The organism is Variovorax sp. UMC13 (assembly GCF_014170375.1).
In the GTDB taxonomy this organism is placed as follows: domain Bacteria; phylum Pseudomonadota; class Gammaproteobacteria; order Burkholderiales; family Burkholderiaceae_C; genus Variovorax.
Window position 1 is genome coordinate 223,981 of record NZ_LZZW01000003.1, and the last position, 16,999, is coordinate 240,979.

The following is a 16,999-nucleotide window of genomic DNA, read 5'->3' on the forward strand; positions in this document are numbered from 1 at the left end:
ATCTCTAGAACACAGCAACAGTGGAACCCTGACATGAACGAAAAACTCACCGCCCTCGACGTGATGCGCGACGCCCCGGTGATCCCGGTGATCGTGCTGTACGACGTGGCCCATGCCGTGCCGCTGGCGCGTGCGCTGGTGGCCGGCGGCATCCGCATGCTCGAAGTGACGCTGCGCACGCCGCAGGCGCTGCAGTGCATCGAGGCCATCGCGAAGGAAGTGCCCGAAGCCGTGGCCGGCGCCGGCACCATCCGCAGCGCGGCCGACGCGCAGGCCTCTGCGCTGGCGGGCGCGAAGTTCGGCGTGAGCCCGGGCTACACCCGCGCGGTCGGCAAGGCCTGCCACGACCTCGGCCTGCCGCTGCTGCCCGGCGTGGCCACCGGCAGCGAGATCATGACGGCGCAGGAAGACGGCTACCAGCAGCTCAAGTTCTTCCCCGCGATGCAGGCCGGCGGCCTGCCGATGCTCAAGGCCTGGCAGGGCCCGTTCGGCGATGTGACCTTCTGCCCCACCGGCGGCATCCACGCGGGCAATGCGGCCGAGTTCCTGGCGCTGTCGAACGTGGCCTGCGTGGGCGGTTCGTGGATCGTGCCGAACGACGCCATCCAGGCCGGCGACTGGGCGCGCATCGAGCAACTGGCGCGCGAAGCCTCGCAACTGCAACGCTGAGGAACCGCCATGCTGCAGCAGCCCGAAGCGGCCGAGCTCAAGGTCATCGCCTTCGATGTCTTCGGCACCGTGGTCGACTGGCACGGCGGCATCGCGGCCGAGGCCGAGCGCATGATCCCGGGCATCGACGGCAGCGCCTTCGCGCTGGCCTGGCGCGCCGGCTACCAGCCCGCGATGCGCGGCGTGATGGCGCGCATCGCCGAAGGCGAGGGTGGCTTCACGCTGCTCGACGAGCTGCACCGCAGCATCCTCGAGACCGTGCTGCGCGACTTCAGCATCACGCACCTCGACGCGGCGCAGAAGCGCGAACTCAACTGCGCCTGGCACCGCCTGCCGGCCTGGCCCGACGCGGTGGCGGGCCTGACCCGGCTCAAGTCGAAATACATCATCTGCAGCCTGTCGAACGGCAACATCGGCCTGCTCACCGAGATGGCCAAGAACGCCGGCCTGCCCTGGGACTGCGTGCTGTCGGCCGAGGTGTTCAAGGCCTACAAGCCCGACCCGCGCACCTACCTGGGCGTGGCCGCGGTGTTCGACACCACGCCCGGCCAGGTCATGCTCGCGGCCGCGCACCACGACGACCTGGCGGCCGCGCGCGCCTGCGGCCTGCGCACCGGCTACATCGAGCGCCCGTTCGAGTTCGGCCCGGGCCAGCCCAAGGACGTCTCGCCGCAGCCGGACAACACGCTGCACGCGCGCGACATCGGCGTGCTGGCCGACCTGCTGGGCTGCTGAGCGGCAGGGCCCGTCGCCGGGATATACCTTGGTATAGCCCGGCGATACATCGGGCGCGCAATCACATCCTCCGAGCTTCTGGTTTTCCCTTGTAACGGCAGGCAAAATTCGCTTCGTCATCGAGACGAACAGACGAATCTCGACGACCCCAAAGGATCTTTCAACCATGCCCAGCGACAGTCGTCGAAGCGTGCGCCGTTGAGACCGTCCGGTCGAGCCTGAAACTTCTTTTTCATGCTCGCCTGCGGCGGCCTGTTCGGCGCGTCGACAAGGTGAGATATGAACACTGCCAACACCGAACCCGCAGCCGTCGCCTTCGCGCGCCGGCGTGCCGTGCCGGGCACCCCCACCTCAGGAGGCCACCATGGATCCCGACCCTGAGGGGCGCCGCTGCGCGCCGACTGCCTTCGTACCCCATCCCATGAACTTTGCATATCCGGCGCCGGTCCGGAGGCCCGCACTCACCTGAACGCGTGAGGACGCCTCCGCGGCCGCATGGCCGAAGGAGATCCTCATGCTGTTTCGCACCCCTCGTTTCCACGACGCACTGCAGCGCGCGCTGCGTGCCGCCATCGCCTCGCACCGCAGCGCCGTGCTGTGCGAGCTGCTCGCCGTCCATGGCCAGCGCGCCTGTGCGCTGGCGCTGGCCGACCTCTCGACGCGCGTCATCGCCGATGCGCTGTCCATGCTTTCCGTCACCGAACGCGCCGGCGTGCTGCGGCACCTGCCGCGCGATGCGCGGGCTCGGCTCGCGGCCGCCGGCGGCATCGTGCACGACACGGCGCATGCGCCGGCGGCCATGCCGCGCCTGTCGCCGTTCTCCCTTCTGGTCGGCCGGCCGCAGGCCTGACCCGCGGCCCGACCTCCTTCACCCGCCCCCCGATCCCCCAGGAAAAATCCGATGAAAAAAGCCCGTCTCGCGATCGCCGTCGCCATCGTCTGCGCCGGCAGCACGCTGCTCACGGCCTGCGATGTCAAGAAACTGCTGCCCGGCGCCGCCGCGGCCGAAAGCCATGCGGCGCCGGCGCACGGCCTGCAGCATGAAGGCCACCTGCTGATCGTGCCCGAGGCCTCGCCGCTGCGCCACAGCCTGCAGGTCGACGCCGTCCGGCAGCAGGCGCTGGCCCAGGGCATCGACGCGCCGGGCGTGATCGAGGCCCTGCCCGAGAAGCTGGTGAAGGTGACGCCGCCCCTGGCTGGCCGCATCGTCAAGCTGCACCGCACGCTGGGCGACGCGGTGAAGGCCGGCGACGCGCTGTTCACCCTCGATTCGTCGGACCTCGGGACGGTCTACAACGAGCATGCCAAGGCCCAGTCGGCGCTGCTGCAGGCGCGGCGCGAATTCGAGCGGCAGAAGGCGCTGTTCGACGGCGACATCTCGGCCCGCAAGGACTACGAGGCCGCGCAGCTCGCGCTGGCCGCGGCCGAGAACGATGCGCGCGCCAGCGCCGGCCGGCTGGCCCAGCTGGGCGTGGTCGCCGACGCCAGCTCGCACCGCGAGTACGTGCTGCGTTCGCCCATCGCCGGCCGCGTGGTCGACATGGCCGGTGCGCAGGGCGGCTACTGGAACGACATCACGGCGCCGATCATGACGGTGGCCGACCTGTCGACGGTCTGGCTCTCGGCCAGCGTGCCGGAGAAGGAGATGGCGCAGGTGTTCCCGGGCCAGAAGGCGCGCATCACGCTCAACGCCTATGCCGACCAGCCGGTCGAGGGCCAGGTGAAGTACGTGGGCGACCTGCTCGACACCGAGACCCGCACGGTCAAGGTCCGGGTGGCCATCGACAACCGCGACGGCCGCATCAAGCCTGGCATGTTCGCGCGCGTGAGCTTCGCCGGCGTGAGCCGCCCGACCCTGGTGGTGCCGGCCGCGGCCGTGCTGCAGAGCGGCCTCTACACGCGGGTGTTCGTCGAGAAGACGCCCTTCCATTTCGAGTCGCGCGTGGTCAACGTCGGCGCCAGCGTGCCGGGCAACGGCGTCGAGGTGCTGGCGGGCCTTTCGGCCGGCGAGCGCATCGTGGTCAAGGACGGAGTGCTGCTGAATGATTGAGCGCATCGTCACCACCTGCTTCCAGCGCCGCGGCATCGTCTGGCTGCTGTTCGTCTTCGTGGCGCTCTACGGCGTCTGGAGCTGGAAGCAGCTGCCGGTCGAGGCCTTTCCCGACATCGCCGACGTCACCTCGCAGATCGTGACGCAGGTGCCGGGCCTGGGCGCCGAGGAGGTCGAGCAGCAGATCACCATCCCGCTGGAGCGCGCGCTGCTGGGCACGCCGGGCATGCACGTGCTGCGCTCGCGCAGCCTGTTCGCGCTGTCGCTGATCACCGTCGTGTTCGAGGACGGCACCGACGGCTACTTCGCCCGTCAGCGGCTGCAGGAACGCATGAACAGCGTCACGCTGCCCTACGGCGCCACGCCGGGGCTGGACGCCTACACCTCGCCCACGGGCGAGATCTACCGCTACACGCTGGAGTCGAAGACGCGCAGCCTGCGCGAGCTGTCGGAGCTGCAGTTCTGGACCGTGATCCCGCGCCTGAAGAAGGTGCCCGGGGTGGTCGACGTCGCCAACTTCGGCGGCCTCACGACGCAGTTCACGCTCGAGCTCGAACCCGAGCGGCTGACCGAGTACGGCCTCACGCTGCAGCAGGTGAAGGACGCATTGACCGCCAACAACGCCAACGGCGGCGGCAGCGTGGTCGACCGCGGCGAGCAGAGCTATGTGGTGCGCGGCGTGGGCCTGCTGCGTTCGGTCGACGACATGGGCAACGTGGTGGTCAAGTCGAAGAACGGCGTGCCGGTGCTGGTCAAGGACCTGGGCAAGCTGGTCTACGGCAACGTCGAGCGCCGCGGCATCCTGGGCAAGGACGACAACCCCGACACCATCGAAGGCATCACGCTGCTGCTCAAGGACTTCAACCCTTCGGTGGCGCTGGCCGGCGTGCACGAGGCGGTGCGCGAGCTCAACGAGAGCCTGCTGCCCAAGGACGTCAAGGTGGTGGCCTACCTGGACCGCACCTCGCTGATCGAGGCCACGCTGCACACCGTGGGCGGGACGCTGACCGAGGGCATGGTGCTGGTGAGCGTGGTGCTGCTGCTGTTCCTGGGCAGCCCGCGCGCGGCGGTGATCGTGGCGCTGACCATCCCGCTGTCGCTGCTGATGGCCTTCATCTTCATGCACCACTTCAAGGTGCCGGCCAACCTGCTGTCGCTGGGCGCGATCGACTTCGGCATCCTGGTCGACGGCGCGGTGGTGCTGGTCGAGGGCATCCTGCGCCGGCGCGAGGAGGAGGAGGGCCGCATGCTCACGGCGCGCGATGCGATCACTGCCACGCTCAAGGTGGCGCGCCCGCTGTTCTTCGGCATGGGCGTGATCATCGCGGCCTACCTGCCGCTGTTCGCCTTCCAGCGCATCGAATACAAGCTGTTCTCGCCCATGGCCTATGCGGTCGGCGCGGCGCTGTGCGGTGCGCTGGTGGTCTCGCTCACGCTGATCCCGGGCCTGGCCTGGCTGGCCTTCCGCAAGCCGCGGCGCATCTTCCACAACCGCCCGCTCGAGGCGTTGGGCCGGGCCTACCGCCGCTTCCTCGAGCGCGCGGTCGGCAAGACCCGCTGGGTGCTGGTCGTGTGCCTGGCGGCCGTGGCCGGGCTCGGCGTGCTGGGCGGCACCATCGGGCGCGACTTCCTGCCGTATCTCGACGAAGGCTCGCTGTGGCTGCAGGTGACGCTGCCGCCGGGCATCACGCTGGACAAGGCCTCGGAGATGGCCAGCGAGCTGCGCCGCGCGACGCTGGAATTCCCCGAGGTCAGCTACATGGTGACCCAGACTGGGCGCAACGACGACGGCACCGACTACTTCACGCCCTCGCACATCGAGTCCAGCGTCGGCCTGCATCCCTACAAGGAGTGGAAGTCGGGCATGAACAAGCAGGAGCTGATCGCCAAGCTCGGCGAGCGCTACGCGCAGATGCCGGGCGTGACCGTCGGCTTCATGCAGCCCATGATCGACGGCGTGCAGGACAAGCTCTCGGGCGCGCACAGCGACCTCACGGTCAAGGTGTTCGGCAACGACCTGGCCGAGGTGCGCGGCGTCGCGCAGCAGGTGGCCCACACGCTGGAGGGCGTGCCCGGCGCGGCCGACGTGGCGCTCGACGTGGAGCCGCCGCTGCCCAACCTCAAGATCGAGCTCGACCGCGCCGCGGCCGCGCGCTACGGCCTCAATGCCGCCGACGTGGCCGACCTGATCGCCACCGGCATCGGCGGTTCGCCCGTGGGCCGGCTCTACGTGGGCGAGAAGAGCTACGACATGACGGTGCGCTTCCCGACCGCCGCGCGCTCGAGCCCCGACGTGATCGGCAACCTGATGCTGACCACGCCCAACGGCGCCAAGGTGCCGCTGTCGGAAGTGGCGCACATCTCCACGGTCTCGGGCGAGAGCGTGATCGTGCGCGAGATGGCGCGGCGCCACATCGTGGTCAAGCTCAACGTGCGCGGCCGCGACCTGTCGAGCTTCCTGGCCGAGGCGCAGCCGCTGGTGGAGCACCAGGTGCACTTCGACGCCCAGCGCATCCAGCTGGCCTGGGGCGGGCAGTTCGAGAACCTGCAGCGCGCCGAGGCGCGGCTGCTGGTGATCCTGCCGATGACGCTGGGCCTGATGTTCATGCTGCTGTTCGGCGAGTTCCGCAACCTGCGTCAGCCGCTGCTGGTGCTGGCCGCGGTGCCGCTGGCGATGCTCGGTGGCCTGGCCGCGCTGCACCTGCGCGGCATGACGCTCAGCGTCTCCAGTGCGGTCGGCTTCATCGCGCTGTTCGGCGTGGCGGTGCTCAACGGCGTGCTGATGATCGCGCAGATCAACCGGCTGCGCAGCGAGGAAGGCAAGCCGCTGCGCGAGGCGGTGCTCGAAGGCGCGGCCAGCCGCATGCGGCCGGTGCTGATGACCGCCACCGTGGCCGCCTTCGGCCTCACGCCTGCCATGCTGGCCACGGGCCTGGGCAGCGACGTGCAGCGACCGCTGGCCACGGTGGTGGTGGGTGGCCTGATCACGGCCACGGCCTTGACGCTGCTGTTGCTGCCGGCGCTTTACTACCTGATCGAAGCACGCGCGGCCCGCCGGCAACCGGCCGACAGCCGCGCCGAAGACGGCATCGACGGGATGCCCGAACTGGCCCAGGGAGAAGCTTGATGACGACGATGATCAAGAAGCGAATCACCGGCACCGCGGCCCTCGCGTTGCTGCTGGCTGTCGGCGGCTGCGCCGTCGGACCGGATTTCCAGAAGCCCGAGGCGCCCGCGACCCGTGGCTACACCGCCGAGCCGTTGCCCGCGCAGACGACGTCCGCACCGGGCATCGCAGGCGAGGCCCAGCGCTTCGTCGAAGGCCAGGACGTGCCCGCGCAATGGTGGCGCGTGTTCGGCTCGGACGCGCTCGACGAACTGGTGGCCTCGGCCCTGCGCGCCAACCCCGACCTGCAGGCCGCGCAGGCGGCCCTGCGCGCGGCGCAGGAAGGCGTGGCCGCGCAGCGCGGCGAGGCGCTGCCCAAGCTCGACCTGCAGTTCACGCCGACGCGCCAGCGCGTGGCCAACCCGCTGGCCAGCCCGGCCGAGTCGGGCGCCTCGCTCTACACGCTGCACAGCGCCCAGCTGAACATCTCCTATGTGCCCGACGTATTCGGCGCCAACCGGCGCCAGGTGGAGGCCCTGACGGCGCAGGCCGACGTGCAGCGCTTCCAGCGCGAAGCCGTCTACATCACGCTGACGACCAACATCGTCAATGCCGCCATCCAGGAGGCCTCGCTGCGCGCGCAGTGCCAGGCCACGCGCGATCTGATCGCGCTGTCGACGCAGCTGCTCGACATCACGCGCCGCCAGCATGCGGCCGGCCAGCTCGGCGGCATCGAAGTGGCCGCGCAGGAGTCGGCGCTGGCGCAGGCCGAGGCGGTGCTGCCGGGGCTGGAAAAGCAGCTGGCGCAGCAGCGGCATCTGCTGGCCGTGCTGGGCGGACGGCTGCCGAGCGAGGACGTGGCGCCGCGCTTCGAGCTGGCCTCGCTGGTGCTGCCGCAGGAGCTGCCGTTGAGCCTGCCCTCGCGCCTGGTCGAGCAGCGTCCCGACATCCGCGCCGCGCAGGCGCAGCTGCATGCGGCCAGTGCCCAGGTCGGCGTGGCCACGGCGGCGCGGCTGCCCAGCCTCACGCTCACGGCCAACGTGGGCAGTTCGGCGCTGGCCTTGTCGCAGCTGCTGGGCAGCGGCACCGGCTTCTGGTTCGTCGGCGGCGGGCTGGCCCAGCCGATCTTCCACGGCGGCACGCTGCGGCACCAGCAGCGCGCGGCCGAGGCCAGCTACGAACAGGCGGCGGCGCAGTACCGCAGCACCGTGCTGACCGCTTTCCAGAACACCGCCGACACGCTGCAGGCCATCGTCAGCGATGCGCAGACCCTGCGCGCTGCCGCGGCCGCGGAGTCCGCTTCGCGCAAGAGCCTGGGCTACGCACGGCGGCAGCGCGAGCTCGGCGCCGGCGGCGCGGCCGAGCTGATCCTCGCGCAGCAGACCCACCAGCAGGCCGTGAGCACGCTGATCCAGGCCCAGGCCAGCCGCTTCACCGATGCGGTGGCTTTGTTCCAGTCGCTGGGCGGCGGCTGGTGGAACGTGGCCGCGGCGGACACGCCGCACTGACGCAACGCGCGGCGCGAGGCCGATGGTCCTCGCGCTGTTTCCCTCGCGGGCAGGCATCCCCCATGTCGGCCCGCGATCGCACCACGGCGCCGCCGGCATCCCTCGGCGCCATCACGGGCCTGCCTTCGCGGCGGAGGCCCTGGGAGTCATGACATGAAAATCATCGGAAAAGTCTTCCGCAACTGGTTCGGCGGCGTGCTCGAACGGCGCCACATCTCGGCGCTGTTCAACCGCACGGCGTTGCCGCACACGGTCGGCGGGCGCGGTGCCGCCCAGGGCGTGCCGGAGCAGGTCTCGCGCGAGATGCTCAAGGCCGCGAGCGACGACCTGCCCGGCGTGCTGGTGCGCGCCGGCTCGCACGAGGACGGGCTGAGCGCAGCCGAAGCGGCCGAGCGCCTCGAGCGTTTCGGCACCAACGAGGTCGCGCACGAGAAGGCGTTGTCGCCGTGGCGGCACCTGTGGCTCTGCTACAAGAACCCATTCAACCTGCTGCTGACCGCGCTGGCGGTGGTGTCCGACGCCACCGGCGACATGAAGGCGACGGTGGTGATCGGCACGATGGTGGTGCTGAGCACGCTGATCCGCTTCGTGCAGGAAGGGCGCTCCAACCGCGCGTCGGCGCGGCTCAAGGCGATGGTCAGCAACACCGCGACCGTGATCCGGCGCGGGCTCGGCGAGACGCCGTCCGGCTTCGGCCCGCAGGGCCGCCGCGCGGCCGGCCAGGTCGAGGTGCCGATCCGCGACCTGGTGCCCGGCGAGCATATCGTGCTGTCGGCCGGCGACATGATTCCGGCCGACTGCCGGCTGATGACGGCCAAGGACCTGTTCGTGGCCCAGGCCGCGATGACCGGCGAATCGCTGCCGGTGGAGAAGTTCGCCGAGGACGGCAACGGTTTCGCCTCGGTGCTCGAGGCGCGCAACCTGGTGTTCATGGGCACCAACGTGGTCTCGGGCTCGGCCACGGCGATCGTGGTCGCGACCGGCAACGGCACCTACTTCGGCACGCTGGCCACCCGCGTGACCCGCAGCGACCGCGCGCCGACCGCCTTCGAGGCCGGCGTCAACAGCGTGGTCTGGCTGCTGATCCGCTTTGCGCTGGTGATGGTGCCGCTGGTGCTGGTGATCAACGGCTTCACCAAGGGCGACTGGATGGAGGCCTTCCTGTTCGCGCTGGCGGTGGCGGTCGGGCTGGTGCCCGAGATGCTGGCGATGGTCGTGACCTCGACGCTGGCCAAGGGCGCGGTGCTGCTGTCGCGCAAGAAGGTGATCGTCAAGCGGCTCGACGCGATCCAGAACTTCGGCGCGATGGACGTGCTGTGCACCGACAAGACCGGCACCTTGACGCAGGACAAGATCGCGCTCGAGCGCCACACCGACCCCTTCGGCCACGCGTCGCAGGAGGTGCTCAAGTTCGCCTACCTCAACAGCCACTACCAGACCGGGTTGAAGAACCTGCTCGACCGCGCGGTGCTCGAGCACGTCGAGCTGCAGTCGGAGCTCAAGCTGGCCGAGGACTACCGCAAGGTCGACGAGGTGCCCTTCGACTTCGAGCGCCGCCGCATGTCGGTGGTGGTGTCGGAGCGCGAGGACCATCACGAGCTGATCTGCAAGGGCGCGGTCGAGGAGATGCTGGCGGTCTGCACCCGGGTGCGCAGCGCCACCCGCGCGGGCCATGAAGACCTGCCGATGGACGCGCGCCTGCTGACGCACGTGCGCCGGATCACGCAGCAGCTCAACGCCGACGGCCTGCGCGTGGTCGCGGTGGCGATGAAGGAGCTGCCGGCCACGCAGACCGCCTATTCGGTGGCCGACGAGGCCGAGCTGACGCTGGTCGGCTACATCGCCTTCCTCGATCCACCCAAGGACTCGGCCGCGCCGGCCCTGCGCATGCTGGCCGAGCACGGCGTGCAGGCCAAGGTGCTGACGGGCGACAACGAGCTGGTCACGGCCCGCGTGTGCGAGCAGGTGGGGCTGGCGGTCGGCACCGTGCTGCTGGGGCCGCAGGTCGAGCGCATGAGCGAGGCGGCGCTGGCGCAGGCAGTGGAGGCGCACCAGGTGTTCGCCCGGCTCACGCCGCTGCACAAGGAGCGCATCGTGCGCGCGCTGCGCGCCAACGGCCACGTGGTCGGCTTCATGGGCGACGGCATCAACGATGCGCCGGCGCTGCGGGCGGCCGACATCGGCATCAGCGTCGACAGCGCGGTGGACATCGCCAAGGAGGCGGCCGACATCATCCTGCTGGAGAAGAGCCTGATGGTGCTGGAGGAGGGCGTGGTCGAAGGCCGCAACACCTTCTGCAACATGCTCAAGTACATCCGCATGACCGCCAGCTCGAACTTCGGCAACGTGTTCTCGGTGCTGGTGGCCAGCGCCTGGCTGCCCTTCCTGCCGATGCTGCCGCTGCAGCTGCTGGTGCAGAACCTGCTCTACGACATCTCGCAGACCGGCATCCCCTTCGACAACGTCGACCCGGAGCTGGTGAAGAAGCCCTTGCGCTGGAACCCCGCGGACATCGGCCGCTTCATGGTCTTCTTCGGGCCGATCAGCTCGGTCTTCGACATCGTGACCTTCGGCGTGATGTGGCACTTCTTCGATGCGAAAACGCCCGCGCAGCAGACCCTCTTCCAGACCGGCTGGTTCGTGGTGGGCCTGCTCACGCAGACCCTGGTGGTGCACATGATCCGCACGCCCAAGCTGCCCTTCATCGAGAGCCGCGCGGCGCCGGCGCTGATGGGCATGACGCTGGCGATCATGGCCGCGGGCATCGCCCTGCCCATGAGCCCGATCGCGGGCTACTTCGGGCTGCAGCCGCTGCCGCTGGCCTACTTCCCGTGGCTGGCCGCGATCCTGCTGGGCTATTGCGTACTCGCGACGGTCATGAAGCGCTTCTATATTCGCCGCTTCGGCTGGCAATGACATCCATCGGCAAGGGACTCGACACATGGAAGCGCTTCGCAACCTGCAACTGGCCTCGCTGCTCGACACCTTCGTCAGCCTCTCCACGGCCTTCGTGCTGGGCGGCCTGATCGGCTTCGAGCGCCAGGTGCGCCAGCGCACCGCGGGCCTGCGCACCAACACGCTGGTGGCCGTGGGTGCCGCGGTGTTCGTCGACATGGCGAGCCGGCTGGGCGGCCATGAGGGCGCGGTGCGCGTGGTGGCCTACGTGGTCTCGGGCATCGGCTTCCTCGGGGCCGGCGCGATCATGAAGGAGGGCGCCAACATCACCGGCCTGAACACCGCCGCCACCCTGTGGGGCTCGGCCGCGGTCGGCGCCTGCGCCGGCGCCGACCTGGTCGGCGAGGCCCTGATGGCGGCGCTGTTCGTGCTGGCCAGCAACACCCTGCTGCGGCCGGTGGTCAACCGCATCAACCGCAACCCGGTGCAGGAGGAGTTCAGCGAGGCGACCTACGTCGCCTACGTGATCTGCTCGCGCGGCGTGCAGGCGGAGGTGCGGGAGAAACTGCTCGAGCTGCTGGAGGCCGCCAGCTATCCAGTGCGCGACGTCGACCAGCACCCCTTCGGCCAGCTGGACGCAGAGATCGAGGCCACGCTCTACGCCACGGCCGTGCAGGCCGAGGAACTCGACCGCGTGATGGCGCAGCTGGAAAGGCTGCCGGGGGTGCAGCAGGCGTTCTGGAATGCGGGGGCGGAGAACTGACGGTCCCTGCGTCGCATGTGGCAGGATGCGGCGGAGAAAGAACCGACAACATCCGTGCCCGCTGTGGACGGGGAGACAGCGGGCATCCAGGGTCACGACCAGGAGGTGCCTATGTGGAGCAGATCGCGCGGCGTGTGGGCCGCCATCGCCGTCTTCTCTCTGATGGCGACGGGGGCCGCCGCCGCCCCGGCGGCCGATGCGCCTGCCGCCACCGTGCTGACCCGCGCACGCGTCGCGTCCTTCCTCGATGAGCCGGGCGGCAAGTCCTATGTCCGGCTGAAGCTGATGCCGAGGTCGAAGCTGCCCTTCACCACGCAGACATTCAGGGTCACCGACCGTTCGCTGCTGACCGGCATTGCTGAAGGCGCAACGGTCAAGTTCAGTTCGAAGCACATCGAGGGCGAGAACGTGGTGACGGCGATCCACCTGGTGGCCGAGTGCGTGCGCTTCCAGCCATGCGACTGATCCCGCGCCTCGCCACGCAGGCCTGGCGCCTCGCGTCACTCTGCCTGCTGGCGCCCGCACTGGCGTGGGCACAGCCGGTGTTCCCGGGCGCATCGTGGTCCAAGCCGGACGCCCCAGCGCCGAGCGGCTGGTCGGCCGAGAAGCTCAAGCTCGCAGACGACTACGCCGATTCGCTGCGTTCCGACGCCTACCTGGTGATCCACCGCGGCGTGCTGGTGCACGCCTATGGCGACATCGCCAAGCCGATGAACCTCGCGTCGGTGCGCAAGAGCGTGCTGAGCGTGCTCTACGGGATGCAGGTGGACCGGGGCGCGATCGATCTCGACCAGAGCCTGGCTTCCCTGGAGATCACGGACAAGGGTGGGTTGTCGGAGGTGGAGCAGGCCGCGACCGTGCGGCAATTGCTGCAGGCGCGCTCGGGGGTCTACCACGAGGCGGCCTACGAAACGCCGGAAGCGAAGAAGCGCCGGCCCGAGCGCGGCAGCCATGCGCCGGGCAGCTCCTGGTACTACAACAACTGGGACTTCAACACGCTGGGCACGATCTTCCAGCGCCGCACCGGCCGCGATGTCTTCCAGGCCCTGAAGACCGATCTGGCGGAGCCGCTGCAGTTCGAGGATTTCCGCTACCCGCAGGACACGAAGTTCGAACACGAGCGCAGCTCCGACCACCCGGCCTACCTGATGTTCCTGTCGGCGCGGGACCTGGCGCGCGTCGGCTTGCTGCTGAGCCGCGACGGGCTGTGGAACGGGCGTCAGCTCGTGTCGTCGGCCTGGCTGCGCGAGAGCATCCGCTCCTACAGCTCGATCTCGGGCGGGGGCGGCTACGGCTACATGTGGTGGGTGCCCGGCCAGGCGTTCCGCCCCTGGCGCCTCGCGGGCGCCCGGGAGCAGCTGGCGCTGGCGGACGGCAACGGCGGCCAGTTCATGCTGGTCGACCGGGCACGCGACATCGTGCTCGTGCACCGGGTCGACAACAGCCGGCTCTGGTACCGGCGCAATGCCGTGGACGTCGGTCAGTTCGCGGTGCTGGCCGAGCGCGTCCTGGCGGCAGCGCCCATGGTGGCGGGCGCGACCGATACGGGGGCGGCGGCCAAGTGAAAGCGCAAGCGGACAGCCGGACGCAGAGGACGCAGAGGTTTCGCAAAGGACGCGAAAGAAGACATTGAGATGATCGCCTCGTCTTTTCTGCGATCTCTGCGTTTCTTTGCGCCCTCTGCGTCCGGTCAAGTCCGGGTCAGTCTTCCGTCTGCCCCAGCGAGGTCCTGAAGGCATTCAGGAAATCCTCGAAGCCCTGGAGCTGCCGCCCCTCGGCCGTCGAGATGGCCGACACGGCCACGGGGATGCGCGGTGACACGTCCCTGAACACCAGTGCCTCGGGGTCCGCGAAGCGCGCGGTGAAGGAGTCGACGATGCAGGGGCCGAAGCCGTCGAGTGTCAGCAGCAGGGCCGACTGGTAGGTCTGGGCCGAGAGCCGGGTCTGGGTGAAGACCGCGCTCTCGCTCAGGTGGCCCAGCAGCACCTTGCCGACGGGGTCGTCCTTGTCGATGCCGATGAAGTCGGTGGCGGCGATGTCGGCGATCGCGATGTCCGAGGTGTCCGCGCCGGTCGTGCCCGCTTGCTTCTGCTCCACCCACACCAGGTGCCCGACGCCCACCACCTCGGCGTCGACCGAGGGAAAGTCGAACTCGCCATAGGCGATGCCGAGGTCGCATTCCTGCAGCGCGACCGCGCGCAGGATGTCGTCCGAATGCAGGACCTTGATCGACACCGCGACCGCGGGGTGCCGGGCCTTGAACAGGCTCAGCGCCAGCGACAGGCACTTGGTGGACAGCGAGGGCACGATGCCGACCCTGAACTGCGAGGCGCCGTCGGTCTTGAGCGACTGCGCCAGGCGCCGCAGTTCATCGACCTGCTCGAAGATCTTCTTCGACCGCGGGTACAGGTGGCGCGCCTCGGGCGTGGGCCGCAGCCCGTTCTTCTCGCGGAAGAACAGCGCATAGCCCAGCTGCTGCTCGGCGTGCTTGAGCGTCTGCGTGACCGCGGGCTGGGTCACGTTGAGTATCCGGGCCGCCGCGCTCACGCTGCCCGACAGCATGATGGCATTGAATACTTCGATGTGTTTGAGCTTCATGGGGCCCCATAAGAAAAGCTTATCGCGCTCGGTCGAATTCTAATTTGACGCCCCCGGTGGGGGCCTGCAGACTTCAGGTCCATGAAGGCATTCGGATTGTGTTTGAAAAAACACGCATTCCGATCTGCCATTTCCACCTTGAAATCTCATTGAAGAATACATGGCGCATTCACTGGCGGGAAATCCGAATTCCCTGCACTCCATCGATCCGAAGATTTTCGACAATGCCGAGGTCCGACTGGCTCGGGTCGAATTGGCCGCCTGTTTCCGGATGGCGGCCCGGCTGGGCATGGAAGAAGGAATCTGCAATCACTTCTCGGCCGTGGTGCCCGGATCCGACGAGTATTTCCTGGTCAATCCTTTTGGCCTGGCGTTCGATGAAATAAAGGCGTCGGATCTTATCATTTGCGACTTCGACGGCAACGTGGTCCAGGGCGACCGCGCGCCGGAAATCACGGCCTATTACATCCACGCCCGGGTGCACAAGAACCTGCCGCGCGCCCGGGTCGCCTTCCACACGCACATGCCCTATGCGACCAGCCTGGCGATGGTCGAGGGGCCGCCGCTGCAGTGGGCCGGTCAGACTTCGCTGAAGTTCTACGGGCGCACGGCAGTGGACGATTTCAACGGGCTGGCGCTCGACGCGCTCGAGGGCGACCGCATCGCGCGGGCGATCGGCGACGCCGACGTGGTGTTCATGCGCAACCACGGCGTGATGGTGGTCGGCGCGACGATCGCGAACGCGTGGAACGACCTGTACTACCTGGAGCGCGCCTGCGAGGTCCAGGTGCTGGCCGAATCGACCGGCCGCCAACTCAACCGCATTGCGCCCGAACTGGCCCAGGCCACCTACGCGCAGATGCGCTCGGGCGGCAGCGAAAGCGCCATCCAGCACCTGGAAAGCGTCAAGAGACGGCTGCTCCGGACCGACCCCGACTACCCCCTTTGAATTGCAGAAATCGCGAGATTGAAAATGAAATTGAACATGCTTCCGCTAGCCATTGCGGCACTGGCTCTTTCCTCCGTGGCGGCGAATTCGGCGGAACTCACGGGGCGCCTCAAGACCATCCAGGACCGGAATTTCATCACCGTGGCCTACCGTGAATCGTCGGTGCCTTTTTCCTACCTTGGCAGCAAGGGTGAACCCATTGGCTATGGCCAGGAAATCTGCGGCAGGATCGTCGATGAAATAAAGAAGGTGGTCGGCCGGCCGAATCTGGAAATCCGGCGTCAGGCCGTGACCTCGCAGAATCGAATTCCGTTGATGCAGAACGGCACCATCGATCTCGAATGCGGCTCGACCGTCAACAATCCCGAGCGCCAGGCGCTGGTGAGTTTCAGCACCACCTATTTCGTGGTCGGCGCCAAATTCGTGGCATTGAAATCGAGCAACCTGCACACGCTCAAGGACCTCAAGGGCAAGACCGTCGTGGCGACCACGGGCTCGAACACCGTGCCGCGCATCCGCCGCATCGACCGGGCCGAGAACCTGGACCTGAACCTGATCCAGGCCAAGGACTTCTCCGACAGCATGCTGACCTTCACCTCGGGCCGGGCCGAAGCCTTCTTCGAGGACGACATCAACCTGATCGGCCAGATCGCGTTCACGCTCAACCCCGCCGACTACACGCTGAGCACCGACACGCTGAGCAAGGACCCCTACGCGATCATGCTGCCGCGCGGCGAGGCCGAGTTCAAGGCCATCGCCGACAAGACGATCGAGAAGCTCTACGCCAGCGGCGAGATCAAGGCGCTCTATGCCAAGTGGTTCCAGTCGCCCATTCCGCCGCGCGGCGTGAACCTGAACTTCCCGATGAGCGAGGCGCTGCTGAAGGTGATCGCCAAGCCCACGGACTCGCCCAACCCCGCGGACTACTGAGCCCGCCAAAGGTGGCATCGATGCAGATGAACAGCCGCAAGGTCGGCATCCTGGGCGGCATGGGCCCGGCCGCCGGCGCCGACTTCATCCGCCTGTTCGTCGCGGCCTGCAAGCGCGAACTGCAGGCCGGCGGCAGCGCGGTGTTCGACCAGGCCTTTCCCGAGCACTGGCTGGTGCAGCTGCCGGTGCCGGACCGCACCGAAGCTCTGCTCGACGACGGCCCGTCGCCGCTGGCGGGCATGCTGCGCGGCATCGAAGGGCTGGCGCGGCACGAGGTGGTGAGCGTGGCGATCGCCTGCAACACGGCCCATGCCTGGCATCCGCAGCTGCAGGCGGCCTGCCCAGAGGTCGAACTGCTGCACATCGTGCACGAGACGGTGCGGTCGCTGGCCGACGACGGCGTGGCATCGGTCGGCCTGCTGGCCACGCTGGGCACCTACAGGCTGGGGCTGTACCAGCAGGCGCTGCAGGCGCGAGGCATCGTGTGCCACCTGCCTTCGGAGGCGGAACGCGCGCAGCTGATGCGCGGCATCGTCGAGGGCGTGAAGGCCGGCGACATGGCGCTGGCGAGCACGCTGTTCGCCGAGGTCGCGGCCCGGATGGTCGAGCGCCATGGCTGCCGGCATCTGGTGCTGGCCTGCACCGAGATCCCGCTGGCGCTCACCGCGCTGGATGCACACCCGGGCGTGCGGCTGGTGGACCCGGCCCAGGTGCTCGCGCAGGCCCTGGCGCAGCGCGCCTACGCGGCGGCCTGAACGCGCGTTTTTTCGCAGTATCCTTCCCCGGCCGAACGTGC

14 protein-coding genes are annotated in these 16,999 nt (G+C 68.8%); 13 read left to right on the forward strand and 1 reads right to left on the reverse strand.

What is annotated here, in order from left to right:
- Positions 1-33: 33 nt before the first annotated feature.
- The 10 genes from eda to A9977_RS01890 all read left to right on the forward strand — a co-directional run bounded on the left by eda (position 34) and on the right by A9977_RS01890 (position 13,291).
- A complete protein-coding gene (gene eda / locus A9977_RS01845; RefSeq protein ID WP_183023156.1) occupies positions 34-669 on the forward strand; it encodes a bifunctional 4-hydroxy-2-oxoglutarate aldolase/2-dehydro-3-deoxy-phosphogluconate aldolase in 636 nt (211 codons plus the stop codon).
- Between the two features lie 9 nt (positions 670-678).
- Positions 679-1,404: a haloacid dehalogenase type II gene (locus A9977_RS01850; protein ID WP_183023157.1), complete on the forward strand. Its 726-nt coding sequence runs from the start codon at positions 679-681 to the stop codon at positions 1,402-1,404.
- A gap of 514 nt (positions 1,405-1,918) precedes the next feature.
- On the forward strand, positions 1,919-2,254 hold the full coding sequence (locus A9977_RS01855; protein ID WP_183023158.1) for a hypothetical protein: 336 nt from the start codon (positions 1,919-1,921) through the stop codon (positions 2,252-2,254).
- Positions 2,255-2,305: 51 nt separating this feature from the next.
- Positions 2,306-3,454, forward strand: coding sequence for an efflux RND transporter periplasmic adaptor subunit (locus A9977_RS01860; RefSeq protein ID WP_183023159.1), 1,149 nt, complete (start codon positions 2,306-2,308; stop codon positions 3,452-3,454).
- Positions 3,447-6,581 carry an efflux RND transporter permease subunit gene (locus A9977_RS01865; protein ID WP_183023160.1) on the forward strand — a complete coding sequence of 1,045 codons (3,135 nt, stop codon included), beginning with the start codon at positions 3,447-3,449 and terminating at the stop codon, positions 6,579-6,581. The genes A9977_RS01860 and A9977_RS01865 overlap by 8 nt, the downstream gene beginning before the upstream one ends.
- Positions 6,581-8,068 carry an efflux transporter outer membrane subunit gene (locus A9977_RS01870; RefSeq protein WP_405054662.1) on the forward strand — a complete coding sequence of 496 codons (1,488 nt, stop codon included), beginning with the start codon at positions 6,581-6,583 and terminating at the stop codon, positions 8,066-8,068. The genes A9977_RS01865 and A9977_RS01870 overlap by 1 nt, the downstream gene beginning before the upstream one ends.
- Positions 8,069-8,221: 153 nt before the next feature.
- Complete coding sequence (gene mgtA, locus A9977_RS01875) at positions 8,222-10,984, forward strand: magnesium-translocating P-type ATPase (RefSeq protein ID WP_183023161.1); 2,763 nt, start codon at positions 8,222-8,224, stop codon at positions 10,982-10,984.
- Between the two features lie 25 nt (positions 10,985-11,009).
- Complete coding sequence (locus A9977_RS01880; protein ID WP_183023162.1) at positions 11,010-11,726, forward strand: MgtC/SapB family protein; 717 nt, start codon at positions 11,010-11,012, stop codon at positions 11,724-11,726.
- A 54-nt stretch (positions 11,727-11,780) separates the two neighbouring features.
- Complete coding sequence (locus A9977_RS01885; protein ID WP_310936074.1) at positions 11,781-12,191, forward strand: hypothetical protein; 411 nt, start codon at positions 11,781-11,783, stop codon at positions 12,189-12,191.
- Entirely contained in the window at positions 12,182-13,291 is a 1,110-nt protein-coding gene (locus A9977_RS01890) for a serine hydrolase (protein WP_183023163.1), read from the forward strand. The genes A9977_RS01885 and A9977_RS01890 overlap by 10 nt, the downstream gene beginning before the upstream one ends.
- Positions 13,292-13,427: 136 nt before the next feature.
- Here A9977_RS01890 and A9977_RS01895 read toward each other — a convergent pair whose 3' ends face one another.
- Positions 13,428-14,324: a LysR family transcriptional regulator gene (locus A9977_RS01895; RefSeq protein ID WP_183023164.1), complete on the reverse strand. Its 897-nt coding sequence runs from the start codon at positions 14,322-14,324 to the stop codon at positions 13,428-13,430.
- A gap of 160 nt (positions 14,325-14,484) precedes the next feature.
- Between A9977_RS01895 and A9977_RS01900 the strand changes: the two genes are divergently transcribed.
- From A9977_RS01900 to A9977_RS01910, 3 genes are read left to right on the forward strand one after another with little or no spacing between them, the layout of a single operon-like run.
- On the forward strand, positions 14,485-15,273 hold the full coding sequence (locus A9977_RS01900; protein ID WP_183023165.1) for an aldolase: 789 nt from the start codon (positions 14,485-14,487) through the stop codon (positions 15,271-15,273).
- A gap of 36 nt (positions 15,274-15,309) precedes the next feature.
- Positions 15,310-16,203 (forward strand): amino acid ABC transporter substrate-binding protein, encoded by an 894-nt coding sequence (locus tag A9977_RS01905; RefSeq protein ID WP_183023166.1) that lies wholly within the window; start codon positions 15,310-15,312, stop codon positions 16,201-16,203.
- Positions 16,204-16,223: 20 nt separating this feature from the next.
- Positions 16,224-16,958, forward strand: a complete 735-nt coding sequence (locus A9977_RS01910) for an aspartate/glutamate racemase family protein (RefSeq protein ID WP_183023167.1) — start codon at positions 16,224-16,226, stop codon at positions 16,956-16,958.
- Positions 16,959-16,999: the final 41 nt, after the last annotated feature.

What these genes read in the sequence shown, in the direction of transcription:
- eda (WP_183023156.1), top strand. Translation starts at nt 34, where the DNA reads ATGAACGAAAAACTCACCGCCCTCGACGTGATGCGCGACGCCCCGGTG.
- A9977_RS01850 (WP_183023157.1), top strand. Translation starts at nt 679, where the DNA reads ATGCTGCAGCAGCCCGAAGCGGCCGAGCTCAAGGTCATCGCCTTCGAT.
- A9977_RS01855 (WP_183023158.1), top strand. Translation starts at nt 1,919, where the DNA reads ATGCTGTTTCGCACCCCTCGTTTCCACGACGCACTGCAGCGCGCGCTG.
- A9977_RS01860 (WP_183023159.1), top strand. Translation starts at nt 2,306, where the DNA reads ATGAAAAAAGCCCGTCTCGCGATCGCCGTCGCCATCGTCTGCGCCGGC.
- A9977_RS01865 (WP_183023160.1), top strand. Translation starts at nt 3,447, where the DNA reads ATGATTGAGCGCATCGTCACCACCTGCTTCCAGCGCCGCGGCATCGTC.
- A9977_RS01870 (WP_405054662.1), top strand. Translation starts at nt 6,581, where the DNA reads ATGACGACGATGATCAAGAAGCGAATCACCGGCACCGCGGCCCTCGCG.
- mgtA (WP_183023161.1), top strand. Translation starts at nt 8,222, where the DNA reads ATGAAAATCATCGGAAAAGTCTTCCGCAACTGGTTCGGCGGCGTGCTC.
- A9977_RS01880 (WP_183023162.1), top strand. Translation starts at nt 11,010, where the DNA reads ATGGAAGCGCTTCGCAACCTGCAACTGGCCTCGCTGCTCGACACCTTC.
- A9977_RS01890 (WP_183023163.1), top strand. Translation starts at nt 12,182, where the DNA reads ATGCGACTGATCCCGCGCCTCGCCACGCAGGCCTGGCGCCTCGCGTCA.
- A9977_RS01895 (WP_183023164.1), bottom strand. Translation starts at nt 14,324, where the DNA reads ATGAAGCTCAAACACATCGAAGTATTCAATGCCATCATGCTGTCGGGC.
- A9977_RS01900 (WP_183023165.1), top strand. Translation starts at nt 14,485, where the DNA reads ATGGCGCATTCACTGGCGGGAAATCCGAATTCCCTGCACTCCATCGAT.
- A9977_RS01905 (WP_183023166.1), top strand. Translation starts at nt 15,310, where the DNA reads ATGCTTCCGCTAGCCATTGCGGCACTGGCTCTTTCCTCCGTGGCGGCG.
- A9977_RS01910 (WP_183023167.1), top strand. Translation starts at nt 16,224, where the DNA reads ATGCAGATGAACAGCCGCAAGGTCGGCATCCTGGGCGGCATGGGCCCG.